Source organism: Elizabethkingia miricola, assembly GCF_001675285.1.
GTDB lineage: Bacteria > Bacteroidota > Bacteroidia > Flavobacteriales > Weeksellaceae > Elizabethkingia > Elizabethkingia miricola.
Genome location: NZ_LSGQ01000032.1, coordinates 110125 through 128941, shown reverse-complemented (window position 1 = coordinate 128941; position 18817 = coordinate 110125). Strand labels below are relative to the sequence as shown.

Annotated in this window: 21 protein-coding genes; 19 read left to right on the top strand and 2 right to left on the bottom strand. The window is 36.3% G+C overall.

Annotation, left to right across the window (positions count from 1 at the left end; genetic code table 11):
- Positions 1-61: 61 nt before the first annotated feature.
- The 16 genes from ATE49_RS18955 to ATE49_RS18880 all read left to right on the top strand — a co-directional run bounded on the left by ATE49_RS18955 (position 62) and on the right by ATE49_RS18880 (position 13463).
- Positions 62-994: a ring-cleaving dioxygenase gene (locus ATE49_RS18955; protein ID WP_065083379.1), complete on the top strand. Its 933-nt coding sequence runs from the start codon at positions 62-64 to the stop codon at positions 992-994.
- Positions 995-1102: 108 nt separating this feature from the next.
- On the top strand, positions 1103-1402 hold the full coding sequence (locus ATE49_RS18950; protein ID WP_059345431.1) for a GNAT family N-acetyltransferase: 300 nt from the start codon (positions 1103-1105) through the stop codon (positions 1400-1402).
- A gap of 24 nt (positions 1403-1426) precedes the next feature.
- Positions 1427-2380, top strand: a complete 954-nt coding sequence (locus ATE49_RS18945) for a VOC family protein (RefSeq protein WP_065083378.1) — start codon at positions 1427-1429, stop codon at positions 2378-2380.
- 4 nt (positions 2381-2384) lie between these two features.
- Positions 2385-3005: an alpha/beta hydrolase gene (locus ATE49_RS18940; RefSeq protein ID WP_065083377.1), complete on the top strand. Its 621-nt coding sequence runs from the start codon at positions 2385-2387 to the stop codon at positions 3003-3005.
- 62 nt (positions 3006-3067) lie between these two features.
- Positions 3068-3418 carry a cupin domain-containing protein gene (locus ATE49_RS18935; protein WP_065083376.1) on the top strand — a complete coding sequence of 117 codons (351 nt, stop codon included), beginning with the start codon at positions 3068-3070 and terminating at the stop codon, positions 3416-3418.
- A 26-nt stretch (positions 3419-3444) separates the two neighbouring features.
- The gene (locus tag ATE49_RS18930) at positions 3445-5055 is read left to right on the top strand and encodes a Na+/H+ antiporter (RefSeq protein WP_065083375.1); all 1611 of its coding nucleotides are present in this window, start codon (positions 3445-3447) and stop codon (positions 5053-5055) included.
- Positions 5056-5082: 27 nt separating this feature from the next.
- The gene (locus tag ATE49_RS18925; RefSeq protein WP_059155082.1) at positions 5083-5394 is read left to right on the top strand and encodes a hypothetical protein; all 312 of its coding nucleotides are present in this window, start codon (positions 5083-5085) and stop codon (positions 5392-5394) included.
- Positions 5395-5405: 11 nt separating this feature from the next.
- Positions 5406-5984 carry a Crp/Fnr family transcriptional regulator gene (locus tag ATE49_RS18920; protein WP_034870556.1) on the top strand — a complete coding sequence of 193 codons (579 nt, stop codon included), beginning with the start codon at positions 5406-5408 and terminating at the stop codon, positions 5982-5984.
- A 136-nt stretch (positions 5985-6120) separates the two neighbouring features.
- Positions 6121-6999, top strand: coding sequence for a pirin family protein (locus ATE49_RS18915; protein ID WP_065083374.1), 879 nt, complete (start codon positions 6121-6123; stop codon positions 6997-6999).
- Between the two features lie 36 nt (positions 7000-7035).
- A complete protein-coding gene (locus ATE49_RS18910; RefSeq protein WP_065083373.1) occupies positions 7036-7566 on the top strand; it encodes a YceI family protein in 531 nt (176 codons plus the stop codon).
- Between the two features lie 33 nt (positions 7567-7599).
- A complete protein-coding gene (locus ATE49_RS18905) occupies positions 7600-8280 on the top strand; it encodes a hydrolase (protein ID WP_059155085.1) in 681 nt (226 codons plus the stop codon).
- A 49-nt stretch (positions 8281-8329) separates the two neighbouring features.
- Positions 8330-10105 (top strand): amidohydrolase, encoded by a 1776-nt coding sequence (locus ATE49_RS18900; protein WP_065083372.1) that lies wholly within the window; start codon positions 8330-8332, stop codon positions 10103-10105.
- Between the two features lie 37 nt (positions 10106-10142).
- Positions 10143-10772 (top strand): isochorismatase family protein, encoded by a 630-nt coding sequence (locus tag ATE49_RS18895; RefSeq protein ID WP_065083371.1) that lies wholly within the window; start codon positions 10143-10145, stop codon positions 10770-10772.
- 12 nt (positions 10773-10784) lie between these two features.
- Positions 10785-11222, top strand: coding sequence for a DoxX family protein (locus tag ATE49_RS18890; RefSeq protein WP_065083370.1), 438 nt, complete (start codon positions 10785-10787; stop codon positions 11220-11222).
- Between the two features lie 112 nt (positions 11223-11334).
- Positions 11335-12702, top strand: coding sequence for an alginate export family protein (locus ATE49_RS18885; RefSeq protein WP_065083369.1), 1368 nt, complete (start codon positions 11335-11337; stop codon positions 12700-12702).
- 11 nt (positions 12703-12713) lie between these two features.
- Positions 12714-13463 carry a M17 family peptidase N-terminal domain-containing protein gene (locus ATE49_RS18880; protein ID WP_065083368.1) on the top strand — a complete coding sequence of 250 codons (750 nt, stop codon included), beginning with the start codon at positions 12714-12716 and terminating at the stop codon, positions 13461-13463.
- Between the two features lie 41 nt (positions 13464-13504).
- On the opposite strand, the gene ATE49_RS18875 is transcribed toward ATE49_RS18880, so the two are convergent.
- Positions 13505-14167 carry a WG repeat-containing protein gene (locus ATE49_RS18875; protein WP_065083367.1) on the bottom strand — a complete coding sequence of 221 codons (663 nt, stop codon included), beginning with the start codon at positions 14165-14167 and terminating at the stop codon, positions 13505-13507.
- Between the two features lie 39 nt (positions 14168-14206).
- Positions 14207-15031: a glycoside hydrolase family 16 protein gene (locus tag ATE49_RS18870; RefSeq protein ID WP_065083366.1), complete on the bottom strand. Its 825-nt coding sequence runs from the start codon at positions 15029-15031 to the stop codon at positions 14207-14209.
- 281 nt (positions 15032-15312) lie between these two features.
- On the opposite strand from ATE49_RS18870, the gene ATE49_RS18865 reads away from it, so the two are divergent.
- From ATE49_RS18865 to ATE49_RS18855, 3 genes are all read left to right on the top strand, one after another.
- Positions 15313-16209 carry an alpha/beta fold hydrolase gene (locus ATE49_RS18865; RefSeq protein ID WP_234107959.1) on the top strand — a complete coding sequence of 299 codons (897 nt, stop codon included), beginning with the start codon at positions 15313-15315 and terminating at the stop codon, positions 16207-16209.
- Positions 16210-16263: 54 nt separating this feature from the next.
- Entirely contained in the window at positions 16264-16911 is a 648-nt protein-coding gene (locus ATE49_RS18860; protein ID WP_065083364.1) for a GNAT family N-acetyltransferase, read from the top strand.
- Positions 16912-17100: 189 nt separating this feature from the next.
- The gene (locus tag ATE49_RS18855) at positions 17101-18573 is read left to right on the top strand and encodes an AraC family transcriptional regulator (RefSeq protein ID WP_065083363.1); all 1473 of its coding nucleotides are present in this window, start codon (positions 17101-17103) and stop codon (positions 18571-18573) included.
- Positions 18574-18817: the final 244 nt, after the last annotated feature.

Here is an 18817-nt window from a genome sequence, read left to right as displayed (position 1 = left end):
TTAAACTAGTTAAATGCATTCGGGTTTGGCATGTTGTAATTTTACATAAAAATAAAAAGACATGGAAAACAAAATATTAGGATTGCATCATATTACAGCAATAGCTGATAATGCAAAAAGAAATCTTGACTTTTATACGAAAGTATTAGGTGTACGTCTGGTAAAAAAGACCGTAAACTTTGATGATCCCGGAACCTATCATTTCTATTTTGGAAACGAGACGGGAACTCCCGGAACTATATTGACTTTCTTTCCATGGGAAGGAATTGGTAAGGGAACTAATGGTGCGGGTATGGCAACTCATATCGGTTACTCAGTTCCAACAGGAAGTATTGAATTTTGGAAAAACCGTTTGATACAAAACGGAGTTAATGTAGAAGAAGGAAATGTTTTTGGTGAAAAAATGATTTCTTTTAAAGATCCGGATGGTCTGCAATTGCAATTTATAGAGCCTGAAAATAAAGACACCCGAAATGCATGGACTATAGATGGAATAAGCAATGAAAATGCACTAAAAGGTTTCCATAATGTAACACTTACCTTGCAAAAGGCAGAGCCAACTATAAAAGTGCTAACAGATGTATTGGGCTACAGTCTGCAAAAGCAGGAAGACAGTCGTTATCGCTTTGCAACTGATACTATAGACACAGCTAACTTCGTTGATATTATAGAGAATTCTTCTGTAGCATATGGACGAAATGCTGCCGGAACAAATCATCATATTGCCTTTCGGGTAAAAGATGAAAATACTTTGATGGAATACCGTGACAAAGTATTGTCAGCGGGGCTCCAGATAACACCTAAGATCGACAGGGATTATTTCTATTCGTTATATTTCCGTGAACCGGGAGGTGTTTTGTTTGAGATTGCTACGGATAACCCAGGATTTATGCGGGATGAAGAATTGGCAGAATTAGGAACACATCTTAAACTTCCAAAACAATATGAAGGGATACGTGGTAAAATAGAAGAGGCTTTACCCAATCTGTTATGATTTTATTAAATTTAGGGTAGGTTCTTGGTTTTCTTATGGGAAACTACCCTGAATTTAAATTATAAGTAAAAAGAGACTTTATTTGGAAACAACAGCAAAAAAATAAAAATGGAAAGAACAGAAATTGTATTAAATACAAATCAGCAAGGGGAGATACAGCTATTTTCTGATGACAGAAAAGCCGGGAAAATGGATGTTTCCGTGGCTGAAGGTAAATTAACAGTATATCACACTGAAGTAAATCCTGAGTATGAAGGCAGAGGGTTTGCTAAATTATTATTAGAAAAACTGGTTTCATATGCAAGAGAAAACAATCTGAAGATTGTACCACTTTGTCCATATGTTCATGCACAATTTAAACGCCATCCTGAAGAATATGCAGATGTATGGTATAGACCACAAGCCTAATTGTAAAAGTATTAATTAATAGAGATGTCATTAATTACAGGTTTGCATCATGTAACTGCAATAACAGGAGATGCACAGGAAAATATTGATTTTTATACAGGCGTACTCGGACTTAGACTTGTTAAAAAGACCGTGAATTTTGATTATTCAGAGGTTTATCATTTTTACTTCGGAGATGAGTTCGGGACACCGGGAACTATTATGACAACTTTTCCGTATGGAAAAGGTTTGGTAAACGGCAGACATGGAAAAGGAATGCTGAATACAACTGCTTTCTCTGTAGCAATGGGCGGGTTGGATTATTGGCTGGAAAGACTGGATCGGTTTGGGATTCCCTATAAACAACCTCAGGAGCGTTTCTCGGGGGAAGTGTTTATTTATCTGGAAGACTATGATGGGCTGGGGCTTGAGCTTGTATTCAATACAAAAGATCCGCGAAAAGGCTACAGTAAGGAAACTATTCCTGCAGACTATGCTATAAAAGGAATTCATCATGTAGAAATTTGGTTAGCATCCTATGAACGTACGGCTGCATTACTCACAACACAGATGGATCATGTACTTGTTTCTGAAAGTTCCGACCGTTTCAGATTTGCAACCGAAAATGCTCCCGGAAAGTATGTAGACTTATTGTGTACACCAGCAGCATTAAAAGGTCTTGCAGGAAGGGGAACAGTGCACCATGTTGCTTTTGCTACACCAGATGCTGAATCTCAACTGGAAATGATGGATAAACTGGACCGATTTGGTCTGGAACATACAGAGGTAAAAGACAGGAAATATTTTACTTCTGTGTATTTTAAAGAACCGGGAGGTGTTTTATTTGAAATTGCAACCTCCGGACCCGGATTTTCTGTAGATGAAGAATTGGCTTCTTTGGGAGAGAATTTAATGCTGCCAAAGCAGTTTGAAAAAGAAAGGGCACATTTAGAAGAAGTATTACCCCAATTTGTTTACCCAGTAGAAAAATTTAAATAAGATAATGAAGCATATTCTTGATATAAAAACAGCCGGAGCTCCTTTAGAGCGGGCTGAGAAAGCACTTATCATGATTCATGGACGAGGCGGAAGTGCCCAGGATATATTGAGCCTGGCATCCCATCTTCATGTAGATAATTATGCATTGGTGGCGCCACAGGCTACTCATCAGACGTGGTATCCTTATTCATTTATGGCACCCGTAGAACAAAACGAACCCTGGCTATCCTCGGCAATTGATATAGTGTCGAAAACTGTTGAAAAAGTTCAGAAAGAAGGTATAAAGCCAGAGAATATATACTTCTTTGGTTTCTCCCAGGGGGCTTGTCTTACGTTAGAGTTTTTAGCACGCAATGCTCAGAGATTTGGTGGTGCAGCAGCAATTATTGGTGGAGTTATCGGCGATAAAATTAATAGAGATCATTATAAAGGAAATTTTGAAAATACCCCTGTGTTGATAGCGACAAGCAATCCTGATTTTCATGTTCCTGTAGAAAGAGTATATGCGACAACAAATATTCTGAAGGAGATGGGAGCTGACGTTACCGAGAAAGTCTATCCTAATTTTGGGCACTCCATTAATCAGGAAGAATTAGAATTGGCCAATACACTAATTTTTAAATAGGTGATAAAGCTATACCCAAAAAGTAAATTATTGTTTTAATAGATTTCAGAGAACAGTAGTATATGAGAGTAACCCGTATATACAATGATAGTAATGGTGACTCCCATTTTGAAGATGTAGTTGTTGCTTTATCCGATTATGGAAGCATTGGCTTTTTATCTCAGAATATTAAAGTCAGTCAGTTACAATTTAGAAAAGTATCGCCTGAATATGACTATGATTTTCATTGCGCTCCGCAGAAACAATATATTGTATTACTGGATGGCGGGGTAGAGATTGAAACATCTTTAGGACAGAAGAGAGTTTTTCAGTCAGGAGAAGTCTTATGGGTAGAGGATACGATAGGAAAAGGACACAAAACCAAAAATCTGGAACACAAAGAGAGAACATCTTTGTTTATACATATTGATTGAGTTTGGAATAATAAATAAAAAATAAAATGCACGAGAATTTACTTTTAGTTCTGGGACTATTGGTTGTGGTTATGTTATTGGTTATGCTGGCTCAGAAAATTAAGATAGCATATCCTATATTTCTGGTTTTGGCAGGTTTGGGGATCAGTTTTATTCCCGGAATACCCGGACTTAAGCTCGATCCCGAGATTATATTTTTAATCTTTTTACCACCAATACTTTATGAGGCTGCATGGTATACTTCCTGGAATGATTTCTGGAAATGGAAACGGCCTATATCTTTACTGGCATTTGGATTGGTATTTTTAACCTCTGTAATTGTTGCCTATGCCTCCCAAATGATTATTCCTGGATTTACGCTGGCATTGGGCTTTCTGTTGGGGGGGATTATTTCGCCTCCGGATGCTATTGCTGCAACAACAGTGCTGAAAGGGATGAAAGTTCCTAAAAGAACATTGGCGATATTGGAGGGAGAAAGCCTTGTGAATGACGCATCTTCACTCATTGTTTTTCGTTTTGCATTGGCAGCCATTCTTACAAGTACCTTTTCGATGCAGGAAGCCACAGGGCAATTCTTTATTGTAGCCGGTATGGGAATTATTGCAGGGATATTGGGGGCACATATATTTTATGCAATTCACAGATTTCTGCCAACAACTCCGGCTATAGATGCAGCACTTACGGTTATCACACCTTACGTACTATATTTAGTAGCAGAGCATTTTCATTTTTCAGGAGTAATGGCAGTCGTTAGCGGTGGACTTTTCATGTCATTCAGAGCCCATGAAATGTTTAAAACCGGAAGTACAAGAATAAATATGACAGGAGTATGGAATACGCTTATCTTTACGATGAATGCTCTTGTATTTATTTTAATAGGATTAGAGCTTCCGGAAATCATTAAAGGATTGGGCCAGACTTCTATTGTTCAGGGAATCCAGTATGGAGTGTTAATCAGTCTGATTATCATTATAGTCCGTATACTATGGATTTATCCTGTGGCGCACATTCCGCGCTGGCTAAGTAAGAACATTAAAAAAGATCCCTCACCAGGGTGGAAAAATCCACTTATTATTGGCTGGGCAGGAATGCGGGGCGTTGTATCTCTGGCCACAGCACTGTCTATTCCGGTGTTGATGAATGATGGTACTGCTTTTCCGTTCCGAAGTCTTATTATATTCATAACCTTCGTTGTCATCTTTATAACGCTTGTATTTCAGGGGCTGACATTACCACTCATTATAAAGCTAACGAAAATTGGAGAGCTGGATGCAATCCTTCCTTCACACGAACAGCAGGCAGGTATCCAAATAAGATTAGATACTGCTGCAATCAATATGCTGGATAATAAGTATGAAGAAGAAATGCAGCATAATAATCTTGTAAGAGACTTTAAAGAGCATCTTGAAAATGATTCTAAGATGCATGAAAAACACTTAAGTTCATTAGAAGTTTGCAGTAACAGACAAAAGGATTTAAAGGTATATCATGAAGTAGTTTTGGATATTTATGCCATGCAGCGTAAAGAGCTTTTCAAAATGAAAAGAGAAAAACTGTTCAGTGATGATGAAATCAGAAAGGCAGAATCACAGCTTGATCTGAATGAATTAAAAATAACAGGAAATAAACATTTGTAAAACACCTTGGATAACCAACATATAAAAATGAAAACATTAAATTTTTTAGTTATCGGAAAGAACCAGGAAATTCTGGATGTTTTAAAGAGACTTATCGAAAATAATGAGGGATGGAATGCAGAAATACTTTTCGATGAAGAGGCATCATATGAGTCTCTGAAAACTAATGATATAGATGTTCTCCTTCTGAGCTCAGGCTTGGACTCGGAATATGAACAGGAAATAAAAAAATACACATTATCTTTAGGCAAAGATATTAAAGTGATAGACCACTACGGAGGCGGAAGCGGACTACTTAAAAATGAAGTATACAGCCTTTTTCCGGATCTGAATTCTTAAAATTTTAAATTATGTTTGAGAAAATTATTGAAAATGTAACCAGATGTATTGAGCTTACTGAAGAGGAAAAGCAAAGTTTTACAGATCTTCTGGACTGTAAAGCCATACCCGCTAAAACCATTTTGCTTCGCGAGGGCGAGATCTGCCAGTTTGAAGGTTATATTCATAAAGGCTGTATTAGAACCTATTATATAGATGAAAATGGTTTTGAAGTAACATTATATTTTGCGGTTGAAGACTGGTGGGTAAGTGATATCGCATCTTTTCATGAACAAAAACCTTCCCGCCTTTATATAGAAGCATTGGAAGACTCTGAAATATATATGCTGACACCGCAAACGAAAGACATACTTTTGGAATCAATTCCCAAGTTTGAGAGGGTTTTCAGGATGTTGGTGCAAAGGAATCTGACAACACTTCAGAACCGCCTGGTTAATACTATATCTAAACCGGCAACCGAACGGTATCTGGACTTTATAAAAGTATATCCGTCTATTCCTCAGCGGGTTCCTCAGTATTATATAGCTTCTTATTTAGGAGTTTCAAAAGAATTTGTAAGTACCATCAGAAAAAGACTTTCCAATAAATAACATTGCTGTTTTTTATTTATTGCCAGGTAGCTATGCTATCTGGCAATTTTTTTTGTACTCCAAATCATTTATTAAACTAGTTAAATGGAATTGGTTTTTGATGAGTATAATTTTGACCTATCAAAAAACAATACTAATGGACAGAAAAGATTTCATAAAAAAAGGTTTGCTTGGTACAGGCATTTTTGCAGCGTCTGCTGCTCTGGGAAATCTCCTTAAAAATGATATTGATGAGATTGAACCATTAAAGCCTATTGGTTTTAATCATCTGCCAAGTGACAACTCCAAAATAAAAGACAATTCAGTATTGCACAAGGCAGATTCCCGAGGTGTTGCGGATCATGGCTGGTTATTAAGTCATCACACCTTCAGCTTTGCAAATTATCATAATCCTGAGCGTATGCATTTCGGTGTATTAAGGGTACTGAATGATGATAAAGTAGAAGGCGGGAGAGGTTTTGGAACCCATCCACACGACAACATGGAAATTATAAGTATTCCGTTGGAGGGAGACCTGGAGCACAAAGACAGTATGGGAAATCTTGCGGTTATTAAAAGCGGCGATGTACAGGTGATGAGTGCCGGGACCGGAATTATGCATAGTGAATTCAACAAGAACAATGACCAGTTGGTAAAATTCCTACAGATATGGGTATATCCTAAAAAAAGAAATGTAGTACCAAGATATGATCAGATTTCTCTCAATATAAATGACCGTTATAATAAGTTTCAGCAAATTCTGTCTCCTGATCCGAATGACGAAGGTGTATGGATTCATCAGGATGCATGGTTTCATATGGGAGCATTTGACAAGGGATTTATATCAGAATATCAGCTTAAGAAAGAAGGTAACGGTATATATGCTTTCATTATAAAAGGAAGTGCTGTAATAGAAGAAACAGAACTTCATGAAAAAGACGGTTTTGGAATATGGAATGTTTCCAAACTTCAAATAAAAGCATCAGAGCAGGGAACAGAAATCCTATTGATGGAGGTTCCGATGACGCTGTCCTAAATAATCTATAAACAATATAACAACTAATTTTTTAAAATGGCAAAATCAATTTGGGCAATAGACCCTACACATTCAGAAATTGGCTTTAAAGTAAAGCATATGATGTTTACTAATGTTTCAGGGAAATTCGAAGAAATTTATGTGAACCTTGAAAACGAAGATGATCATTTTGAAACTTCAGATATTACATTTTCAGCTGAGGTTAATTCTGTAAATACCGGAAATCTGGACAGAGATAACCACTTAAGAAGTGCTGATTTCTTTGATGCTGAGCACTATCCAAAAATTACTTTTAAATCCACAGCAGTTAAAAAAATAAACGAAGGTGAATTTCAGATTCTTGGTGATCTGACTATTAAAAATGTTGCCCAGAGTATAGCATTAGATGCTGAGTATAGCGGGCTGATGAAAGATCCGTGGGGAAATACAAAAACGGGACTTTCTATTAATGGTAAAATTAACAGAAAAGATTTTGGACTAACCTGGAACACTTCATTGGAAACAGGTGGTGTACTGGTTGGAGAGGAAATAAAATTAACAGCTGAAATACAGCTTATCAAACAATAAATTATAGTAATACACTAACTAAATACTTTAAAGATGAAAAAAACAATCTTATCTTTTGTACTAGGGCTAATATCACTAAGCGTTTCAGCTCAAAAGCCAAGCCCGGCATTATTAACACCTACTAACCATGCTTTGGTTCTAATCGATCATGAAAGCCAGATGGCTTTTGCAACAAAGAGTATTACAACCGAAGAACTGAGAAATAATGTTGCACTTACAGCTGGAGCTTCTAAAATATTCAATGTTCCGACTGTTGTAACAACTGTTGCCGAAAAATCTTTCAGTGGTCCGGTTTTCCCTGAGATCTCTGAGTTCTATCCGGAGCCTTACATCGATCGTACAACAATGAATACCTGGGAAGACGTTAATGCTTATAAAGCTATTACCGGAAAAGGTAAAAAGAAGCTTGTTTTTGCAGGACTATGGACAAGTGTATGTATTGTAGGACCGGTACTTTCTGCAATTAATGATGGTTATGATGTTTATGTAGTAACAGATGCTTCTGGAGATGTTTCTAAAGAAGCGCATGATCAGGCGGTAACACGTATGGTTCAGGCTGGAGCACATCCGGTTACAGCAACACAGTATATTCTGGAATTGCAAAGAGACTGGGCAAGACAGGAAACTTATAAAGCAGTTACCGATTTAGTGAAAAAATACGGTGGTGCTTATGGTTTAGGAATGCAGTATGCACACGACATGTTAAAACACTAATCTAATCTGAAGGCAGGCTAATTGCCTGCCTTCTTAAAACTGTTTTATTATGAAATCATTAAACAGAATTGTTCTTTCATTATTAATGATTAGTGGAAGTGTTATAAAAGCACAAAAAGCAGATATCATTGTTACGAATGGAAAAATTACAACTTTAGACGGAAGAAATCCAGAAGTACAGGCGGTGGCCATTTCCGGAAATAAAATTTTGCAAACCGGAACAAATGCTCAAATACTAAAACTAAAATCCACAAATACAAAATTAATAGATGCGAAAGGTAAACGGATTATTCCGGGATTATTCGACAGTCATTTGCATGTGATTCGCGGTGGACGTTTTTATAATACAGAATTGCGTTGGGATGGTGTCACTTCATTAAAGAAGGCGTTACAAATGCTTAAGGAACAGGCAGCCCGTACACCCAAAGGCCAGTGGGTACGTGTTGTCGGTGGTTGGAATGAATATCAGTTTGAAGAAAAGCGTCTTCCAACCCTTCAGGAAATAAATGAGGCGACTGGAGATGTTCCAACATTTATACTATATCTGTATGCAAAAGCATGGTTGAATAAAGCCGGATTAAAAGAGCTGAAGATTACAGCTGATACAGCTAACCCTATACAGGGATTGATAGAAAAGGATACTAATGGAGATCCGACCGGGTTATTGGTTGCAGAACCTAATGCATTTATTCTGTATTCAACTCTGGCAAAATTGCCTGAACTTTCACATGAGGAAAAAATAAATTCCACTTTACAGTATATGACTGAGCTTAATCATTTAGGGGTTACTGCGGTAATGGATGCAGGTGGAGGATTTCAAAATTTTCCGGATGATTACGGGATTACCGATGAATTAAATAAACAAGGAAAAATTACCGTGAGACTGCCTTATTATTTATTTGCTCAGAAAAAAGGAACCGAACTGGCAGACTATACAAAATGGACTGGAATGGTAGATATAGATCATCACACTTCGAATGGACATAATGAAGTTGATTACTATGTAAATGGCGGTGGTGAAAATTTGGTTGCTGACGCTGCGGATTTCGAGAATTTTTTATTCCCACGCCCTGAGTTACCGGTTACTATGGAGAAAAATATGAAAGAAGTCCTGAGTTTACTGGTGAAAAAGCGTTGGCCATTTCGTATACATGCTACTTATAATGAAAGTATTTCCAGAGATCTGGATGTAATAGAAGCGGTGAATAAAGAAACACCTCTAAACGGATTACCATGGCTGTTTGATCATGCTGAAACGATAAGTGAGGAGAATATGCAGCGTATAAAAGCATTGGGAGGAGGTATCGCAATTCAGCACAGAATGGCATACCAGGGTGAGAGCTTTATTCACCGCTATGGCAAGAAAACAGCTTTGGCTGCACCTCCGGTAAAACGTATGTTGGAGCTTGGAATTCCTGTAGGACTTGGAACTGATGGTACACGTGTAGCCAGTTACAACCCGTGGGTAGCATTATACTGGATTACTTCCGGCAAAACCGTTGGCGGAGCTCAGGTTATGGCTAAAGAAAATACACTGGACAGAAAAAAAGCATTAGAACTCTTTACCTATGGTGGCTACAGCCTTATTAAAAATACTGATAAAGGTAAAATCCAAAAAGGTTTCTTCGCAGATCTGGTGATTCTGGATCAGGATTATTTCAGTGTTGAAGAATCTGAGATTAAGAACATAACAGCTAAGCTGACAATTGTGGATGGTAAAATAGTATATGGTGATACTGACTATAAAGCTATTGCACCTAAAGTACTGGAAGTTATTCCGGAGTGGTCTCCTGTCAAGTATTTTGGAGGCTATCAAAAAAACTAGAATATAAAAAGACAATAACCCAATCTATTATTTTATTATGAAACCAGCACAAAGCTTATTAACACCGGACAATCACACTCTGGTACTTATCGATTTCGAGGGACAAATGGCTTTTGCCACCAATAGTCATTCCATGCAGGAATTACGTCAGAATACCGGACTTATCAGTGGGGGATCAAAAGTTTTTGGAGTGCCTACAATTGTAACTACAGTAGGTGAACATCATTTTGCAGGGCCTGTATTTCCGGAAATTTTGGAGTACTATCCAAAAGAAGAATATGAATATATTGACCGCACATCCATGAATACATGGGAAGATGAAGCTGCGTATAAAGCAATTGTCCAGCCCGGAAAAAAGAAAATTGTAATGGCGGGATTATGGACAAGTGTGTGTATTGTATACCCTGCATTATCTGCCATCGAGGAAGGATATGAAGTATATGTAATTGCGGATGCCTGTGGAGATGTAACCATGGAGGCACATAACAGAGCTATGGAGAGAATGGTTCAGGCAGGAGTACAGCCTATTACTTCGGTACAGTATGTTTTGGAGCTTCAGCGGGATTGGGCCAGACCAACAGGCGGGGCTGTATCCAGACTTATGAAAAAATATGCAGGAACGTATGGAATCGGAATGCAGTATGCTGAAGGCATGCTCAGACATTAGAAAAAAAACACAATGAAAAATATTTTACGAAAGTTAATCTATACTCAGCCTTTGGGTAATAGTTTTGATTTAGGCATGCTTATATTCAGGGTTTTGCTATCTGTAGAACTAATCTATGCACATGGATTAAAGAAAATCGGAATCGGAGTGGGAGAAGCGGAGATAGTACCTAATCCTTTAGGACTTCCCGATGTTTTTAATAGTCTTTTTGCTGACGCTGCCAATCTTATATTTCCATTGTTTGTTATAATGGGTTTAATGACCAGATTGGCTGTATTACCTATTCTGGCTGTAACGCTTACCGGTTATTTTGTGTTGCATTTTCATGATGCTCCGCTTATAAAGGATACTCCTTATATGTATAGTTTGTCCTATTTACTTATTTTATTTTTTGGTGCCGGAAAGTATTCTTTGGATTATCTGATTGAAAGAAAAATGGTGACAAAATAGAAATTTGATTTAGAGAAGACGAAATTAAACTAGTTAAATCAATAAAGATAATAACCGGAATAAATTTGTTGTCATTATTAAACAATAGCACTAAAAACAGACTAATACCTATATGAGACTACTGTTAATTCTTTTGTTACTATTTTCAGCATATGCTTTCTCACAGGACTTTCCGGCGTTTAAGCTGATGCGGTATGATGAAGATTATTCTTTTCTTAAAGATTCAGCCCGCAGTTTTTATAATTCTGTAAAATATATGTCAGTGACTAAGGATAAAAAAGTCTTTCTCTCCTTAGGTGGTGAGGCCAGAGCCGAGTTTGTAGATTTTAACAACGAGGATTGGGGGCGTCTGGGTATAGGAAGTAATCCCTTTTTGCTCCAAAGATATAGTATTCATGCAGATCTGCATCTTGGAAAGCGTGTCAGAATCTTTGGACAATTACGCAGTGCGTGGGAATCCGGGCGTAAAAACGGTCCCCGCGTTATAGATGAAGATCACCTGAATATACAAAACCTGTTTATAGATGTAGACCTTATTAAGAATCAGAAATCCAGTCTTACTTTAAGAGCCGGAAGACAGGAAATGAATTATGGCAGCGGCAGACTAATTTCTGTGCGGGAAGGCCCTAATTTAAGATTGTATTTTGATGGTGCAAAGCTGATGTATAAAAAAGGTAATTTTAGTTCCGATGCGTTTGTAATGGCAGACAGCAGAGTAGGGACCGGAGCTTTTGATAATCATTCTACAAAGAAAATAAATCTGTGGGGAAGTTATAATACCTTTATTTTTCCTAGAAATGGAAATTTAGAATTATATTACATTGGAATTCATAGAGATAATGTAGCTTTTGAAGATGGACTTTCTGATGAAAACAGACATACAGCAGGAGCACGATTCTGGAGATATGGCGGGGGATTTATTTATAATATAGAGGCCGCATATCAGTTTGGCAGGTTTGGGAAGGGTAATATTAGTGCCTGGACCGGATCAGTAGATATAGGTTATATGTTCGAGAATATTAAAGGAAAGCCTACAATCAATTTAAGGAATGATTATATATCAGGTGATTCGCAGAAAGGTGACGGCAAATTGCAAACTTTTAATCCAATATATCCCAAAGGCGGTTATTTTGGTTTTAGCCCACAGATAGGCCCTGTAAACCTTATTGATATACATCCTTACGCAACTTATAATATTACCGATAATATGACTGCCCAGGCAGATGTAGTACTCAATTGGAGATATTCCCTTCAGGATGGGATTTACAGGCCGAGTGGCAGTCTGAATCTGCCTTCTTCTAATTCTCAAAAGAGATATATAGGAACGGCCTTCTTAGGAAGTATAACTTATAACATTAACCGATTCCTGAGTTCAACTACGGGAGTACAATATTTTAAAACCGGCGGTTTCATCAATGATGTGGTTCCGGATCATAAAGACGGATTATTTATTAACACAAAACTTGTATTCAAATTTTAAACAATTATTTTATGAAAACTATAGAATTCAGAGGCCTGAAAAAATCTTTAATGATTTTTGGTTTCTCATTAATGACAACAGTAAGTTTTGCTCAGCAAACAACCACTTCAAATTCATCAGCAACTCCTACAGCTATTGGAACAACCAAAACATGGGGAAGTATAGACGGAGTACAAATGATAGGAATGGTGCAGGGACCTTCCGCTGCAAATGCAGAATTACAGATAGCCTGTGTATTCGAATATACCGAAGGTGATATTTTTGTTTCTCCGCCTGCGCTACCGGCAGCACTTAACGGATTGGTGCATTTGGATGAAGCCCTTAAAGGAAAGCTTACAGAAATCCGCAAAACCGGAGAGTTTAAAGGACATGCATTGGAAACACTTTTACTGACGCCTCCTACAAAGACTCTTGGAGCCAGAAAGTTATTATTAATAGGATTGGGTGACCGCAATAAATTTACACCGGAATTAATGATATCAGTTGGTGAAATTGCAACCCGCGAAGCATTGAAATTAGGTGTGAGCAACTTTGCATTTGCCAGTGATCTTAAAGATGCCGGAATAGATTCTCCAACAGCTCTGGTTGCCGGAAATGTGGTAAGAGGGGTCGTTAATGAATACCGGACTCAGAATATTCTGAAATCACAGAAATTAACTACTTTCAAACCTCTGAATAAAGTATTCTTACTGGCAGGACCTTCTTTTTTTACAGTTGCTGGCGGTGGGATAGCTGAAGCGATTGCACAGTATAAAAACTAAACTAAAAAAGCAGGAGAAAACTCCTGCTTTTTTTATACTGATTATAATTTTTTTATAATTTGTCCTTTTTTATCAAGCAAAACCTTTTTATTTTGGAAGGTTATTGCTTGCCTTATATCCTTTTTAAAGGGAATTATCTTTTTAAATCTTTGACCAGCTTTATTGATATAACCTGATTCGGTTACATTTCCACCCCAATTCCAGTGTACATCTGTTAGAGAACCTCCCTCTCGGGCAATCTGTGAAGCAGTTTTTCCATTGTCATAAATTCTTTCTCCACCTATAGAATATTCTGCTAATCCGTCTTTAAAAGGTGTTACAAAATCAAACTGAGCACTAATAATCTTTTCTCTGCTAAGATTGGCAAAACCAATTTTTTTCCCTTCAGTATATCTGAATAGACCTTCCTCTACATAGTCAGGTCCGTTATCGTAGATATAAGGTATTAAAATAATACTTCCATTTTTACTTATTCCTGTCCATCCTTCTTTTGAATCCAGTACAATTGCCATTTTACAGAGATCGTCAGAATAAGCTGAGATAAACTTCGCAGGGATTTTTATTACATTATTATGGTTTTTATAACCATATAATGCTGTTCCCGAGGCTGAATCTGAGAATATTCTATAGCACTCATTTCTATCCTGAGCTGCACAAAAGATTATAGGTATAAAAAGGGTAATAAAAAGAAAACGAAAATTCATAGCAGATATGTGTTAGTACCAAATATATAAATTTTGTTATTATTTTTTAGATTCTTGTTCAAAGCTGTAAAATCTTACCCGGTCGATTTCCATTTCAACAGGTAGTTGTTTAGGATCTACTTTACCAACCCAGGAGCCTCCAAGCTGCATATCCAGCAACAGGTAATATTTGTGATCTGTAAAAGGAAATTGCCCCTGTTTATCTGTTTTTATGCGGGGATAAGAAAATGTTCTATGGCCGTTGATAAAGAAGACCAGGCTGTCACTGTGTAACTCCACTGCATAAGTGTTGAAAGAGTCTGGTTTTATTTTTCCGGTACTTCCGTGTTTCGGATTATTTTTTATGTTAAGTCTGTGTGTATAGTAACTGTGAACAGTCTGGTAGGCAATGCTGTCATGATTTAGTCTTTCCATAATATCTACTTCACCACCCTCAGGCCATTTGCCATTCTGGGCTAGCAACCAGAAGGCCGGCCAGGCTCCTTTTGCAGCATTTAGTTTAGCCCTCACTTCCCAGCGTCCTAATCCAAAAGCAACCTTATCTTTAGTGTAAATGCCACCCGTAAGAAATTTTGCGGTATCCTGAGATAGATTGGTATTATTAATTCCGCGGAGTATTAGTTTTTCATTTCTCATATCATAACATTTCTCATCGTTACTCATATGTCTGTCCCAGTCAGAAGTTCCTCTGGGAATCTTGCTCCAGTATTTGGCATTGAATGCTTTTTTACCGTTAAAATTATCCTGCCAGACAAGTTTCCCTTTGTGGTACTGATTGCTGACTGAGCATGAGTATAGAAAGAGGAACAGAGGGAAGAGCAGAAATATACGGAGCATATTTCTGGTTGAAAGTTGATTTTTCATGATAGGTTGTTATTAGTTTTGTTTTATGGAATATAAAGATAGAAAATACCAGGCAGAGTGGTGTGAATAAAAGTATCCATTAATTTATAGTGATTTTATAGGACTAAAGAAGATCAAAAATATTCTCGATAAACTATATTCATATATAAATACAATTTGTTATCATTGTATTTACGATATCATAATATAATAGAGATTCAGAAATGGTTAAAAAAAGTTTTTTATTGATTTTGCTTTCAATATATTTTGTTTGTTTAAGTCAAAAAAATGATAAAATTAATATGGCTAAAATAGACACTACTGAAGTCATTCCAATAGGAGGAATTAAGCAGTTCATTAGTATAAAAGGCAATAACAAAGAAAAACCGATTCTTCTATTTTTGCATGGTGGGCCTGGTACATCATTAGTTGCTGTTTCTGAAAAATTTACAGATAAGCTGAAGGATGAATTTGTGGTTATAAACTGGGATCAGAGAGAAACCGGGGAAACATTAAAACTAAATTCAACGCAACAGGATCTGACTCCTGAACTTCTAAAAAATGATGCTTATGAAGTTGTCAATTACCTTTTAAAAAGATTTAAGCGAGAAAAACTGTTTTTAGCGTCTCACTCATGGGGATCAGTTCTTGGTTTTGATATTGCTAAAAATCATCCCGAATTATTATATGCCTATATTCCGATAAGTGCAATTGTCGATATAAATAAATCGTCAGAATTAACAGTAGATATGCTGAAAAAATGGGCTGTTAAAACTAATAATGTGGCAGCAACGGAAGAACTTAATCTGATAAATATTCCTTTTACAAAGCCTGATGATTTATTCTATTCCCAGAAATGGTTATTTATTCATAACGGAGTAGATTTTGCTAAAAAAGAAGATTTTAAACCTACTTATCACAAATGGCTGGCAATCTGGTTCCCGATGTGGAAAAAATCTGTAGAAGGAAGTCTTTTTAATACACTTCCTGAAATTGATACTCCGGTATATTTTATTGAAGGAAACGGAGATAAACAGAAATCACATTATCTTGTTGAAGATTACTATAAATTTGTTAAAGCACCGAAAAAGGGAATGTTCTGGATGAAAAAATCAGGGCATACCATTTTTAATACAGAACCAGATAAATTACAAAAAGTAATCATTGAGAAGATAAAGCCGGCAGTATTTGTCCAGTAAATGGTTTTATTTACATTATCATGTACCTTTATTCAGGTTTATAAATTCTGATTTATGAAAGAAATAATTTCTGCTGAGCTAATAGAAAAATGGTTGAATGGCTGGTCCGTATCCAGAGGAGTACCATTACCTGTTAAATATAAATCCGGATTTAAAGTAGATGTGGGCTGGGAAGAGCAAAAAAGTCGCTATGTTTTCCCTGTTCTGAATGAAGACTTAATTCATTTGGCAGAATCGATTAATGAGCCGTGGGTTTTTCTTAAAGTCTGCGCTCCATGCAACGAGCTTACACAAATATTGCCTGATCGATGGGCCATTCAGCCTCAAGGCTATCTGATGATGAGCGAAAATAACCCTGAGAAGTTTGAAAACCGAATACTGGCAGACGGCTATAGTATGGAAACTGAAATTTCTGATGATGGAGTTTATCTCATTAAGCTTAAAGATAAAAATAACGGGCTAGCTTCTTCTGGCAGAGTTGTATGTACTGATGGTTGGGCTATATATGACCGAATAGAAACCAGTCAGTTTCACCAAAGAAAAGGATTGGGAAGTTATTTATTTGCTGAACTTCAGAAAGTAGCAGAAAGAAAAGGGATTGCCAACAATATTCTTGTTGCTACAGAACAGGGGCGTTTATTATACGAATCTTTAGGTTGGAAGGTAGTAAGCCTGTATACCTCTGTTGTTATTGTTCCTTAAAAAACATTTACTTAAGCTGAATTTTACATTATCATAAATAAAATATCTTTATTAAGAATAGAAACATAATACAGGTACAATTGGTGTAATGCTATTTTTTATATGTTTATTATTTGTTTTTTCTTTATAATTGCTTTCGGATATTTCAGGCTAATAATTCTGAATATTCCGAGCTACACACAATGATTTATGATGAAAAACCTTTACTTACTAGTAGTGCTACTGCTTTTTCCTCAGTTCGTATTTTGTCAGAACTTAAATGAGAGGTATAATGAATTAAGAAAAGAAGTAAACAATTCTCCTGATAATGTCATAAAAGAAAGCAAAATATTAAAAGAGAAAGCTTTAAAGACTAATACATTCGATATTGTATCAAAGGCTGACTATATTACAAGTTTTGCATTTTATTTAAAAGGAAGTCCTGATTCCTGTATTTATTATGCTAATGCCGCTATTGAATCTGCTAAAAGGAATAATTACAATGTAGGAGAGGCGCTGGGGTTGAGGATTCTTGGAACGCAGTATGCTAAGATGGGACTGTTGGACAAATCCAGAGAATTGCTTGATCAGGCACTTGTTTTGGTTTCGAAGCAGCAAAATGATGAGGCTTATGAAATTAAAGGCGGAATTTATGCTTCTTTACTTGTGCTAATGGATAACAATAAGGAACTGGATAAAAAGATTACCGTTGCCCAAAAAGCCATTAATAGTTATTTGAAAGTAAGTAACGAAATTTCCAGAAAAGAATTACTGCCTTCAGCATATACGAACCTAAGTTATCTGTACTCCAAAACCAAGAAATACGATTCGGCTTATGTATACTCACAAAAAGCTTTGGAGTTTATTAATATTAACGATACTTATAAACTGGCTTTTACTTATCATGATATTGGTTATCTTTTAGCGGCACAGGGAAAATACTCTGAAGCTATCGAGCAGTATAAGAAAGCTTTAAGCTATTGCAAGGGAGAAAGTTTTTATGATAAAAAACTGGAGATTTTAAAAGGTCTTTCTGAGGCCTATGGAAATGCAGGAGATAGCAAAAATGCACTTTATTATTTACAGCAGTACCAAAGATTATATCTAAACGGAACTCAGAAAAACCAACATGCTGTAAATGAAATATACAATACGGCCAGTAAACCTGCTCTTATCAGAATAACTCCGATTTTAATAACAACAGCATGTATTGCTTTTGGATTGGTTGTCATTTATTTCTTTTTAATTTATAAAAAGAAGTCTGAAAAAATAAACAGTTCACAAGAAGAAAAAAAAGAGCCTCTGCAGATTGATGTTAATATAAGTACAGGAACAGAAGAAAAAATTCTTTACAATCTCAACGAATTTGAAAAGCAGGAAGCTTTCATAGATAAAGAAACTTCTTTATATAGTGTTGCCAACAAATTCCAGTGTAATACAAAATACTTATCACTTGTTATAAAGAGACATAAAAATAAATCATTTGTTCAGTATATCAACGATCTTAGAATACAGTATGTTATTAATAAACTGAAAACAGATCCCAACTTTAGTAAATTTAAAATCTATTATCTGGCAGAACTCTCCGGATTTTCTTCACAAAGAGCTTTTACATCTGCATTTATCAATAATACTCAAATGAAGCCCTTGGAATATATAAAGAAATATTATTCTAAAGAGTAAGAGTCTGTTTAAATTTTATAGTTAATACTTCTTCGATAATTCGTCAGGCTCATTACAGGCTTAGCTCAGAGTCACATTGTTTATCTAAAATATCTTTCTTTATAGGTGTCAGACTGAGCCTGTCGAAGTCTAGATTATTTTTGAGTTAAAATCTAAATAGGCTCTAAAGGAAGACTTTAAGAGATATTTTGTCAGATCAAATTGCTCTTTTCAATATGAAATCATAGGATTATTTTGATTCCTG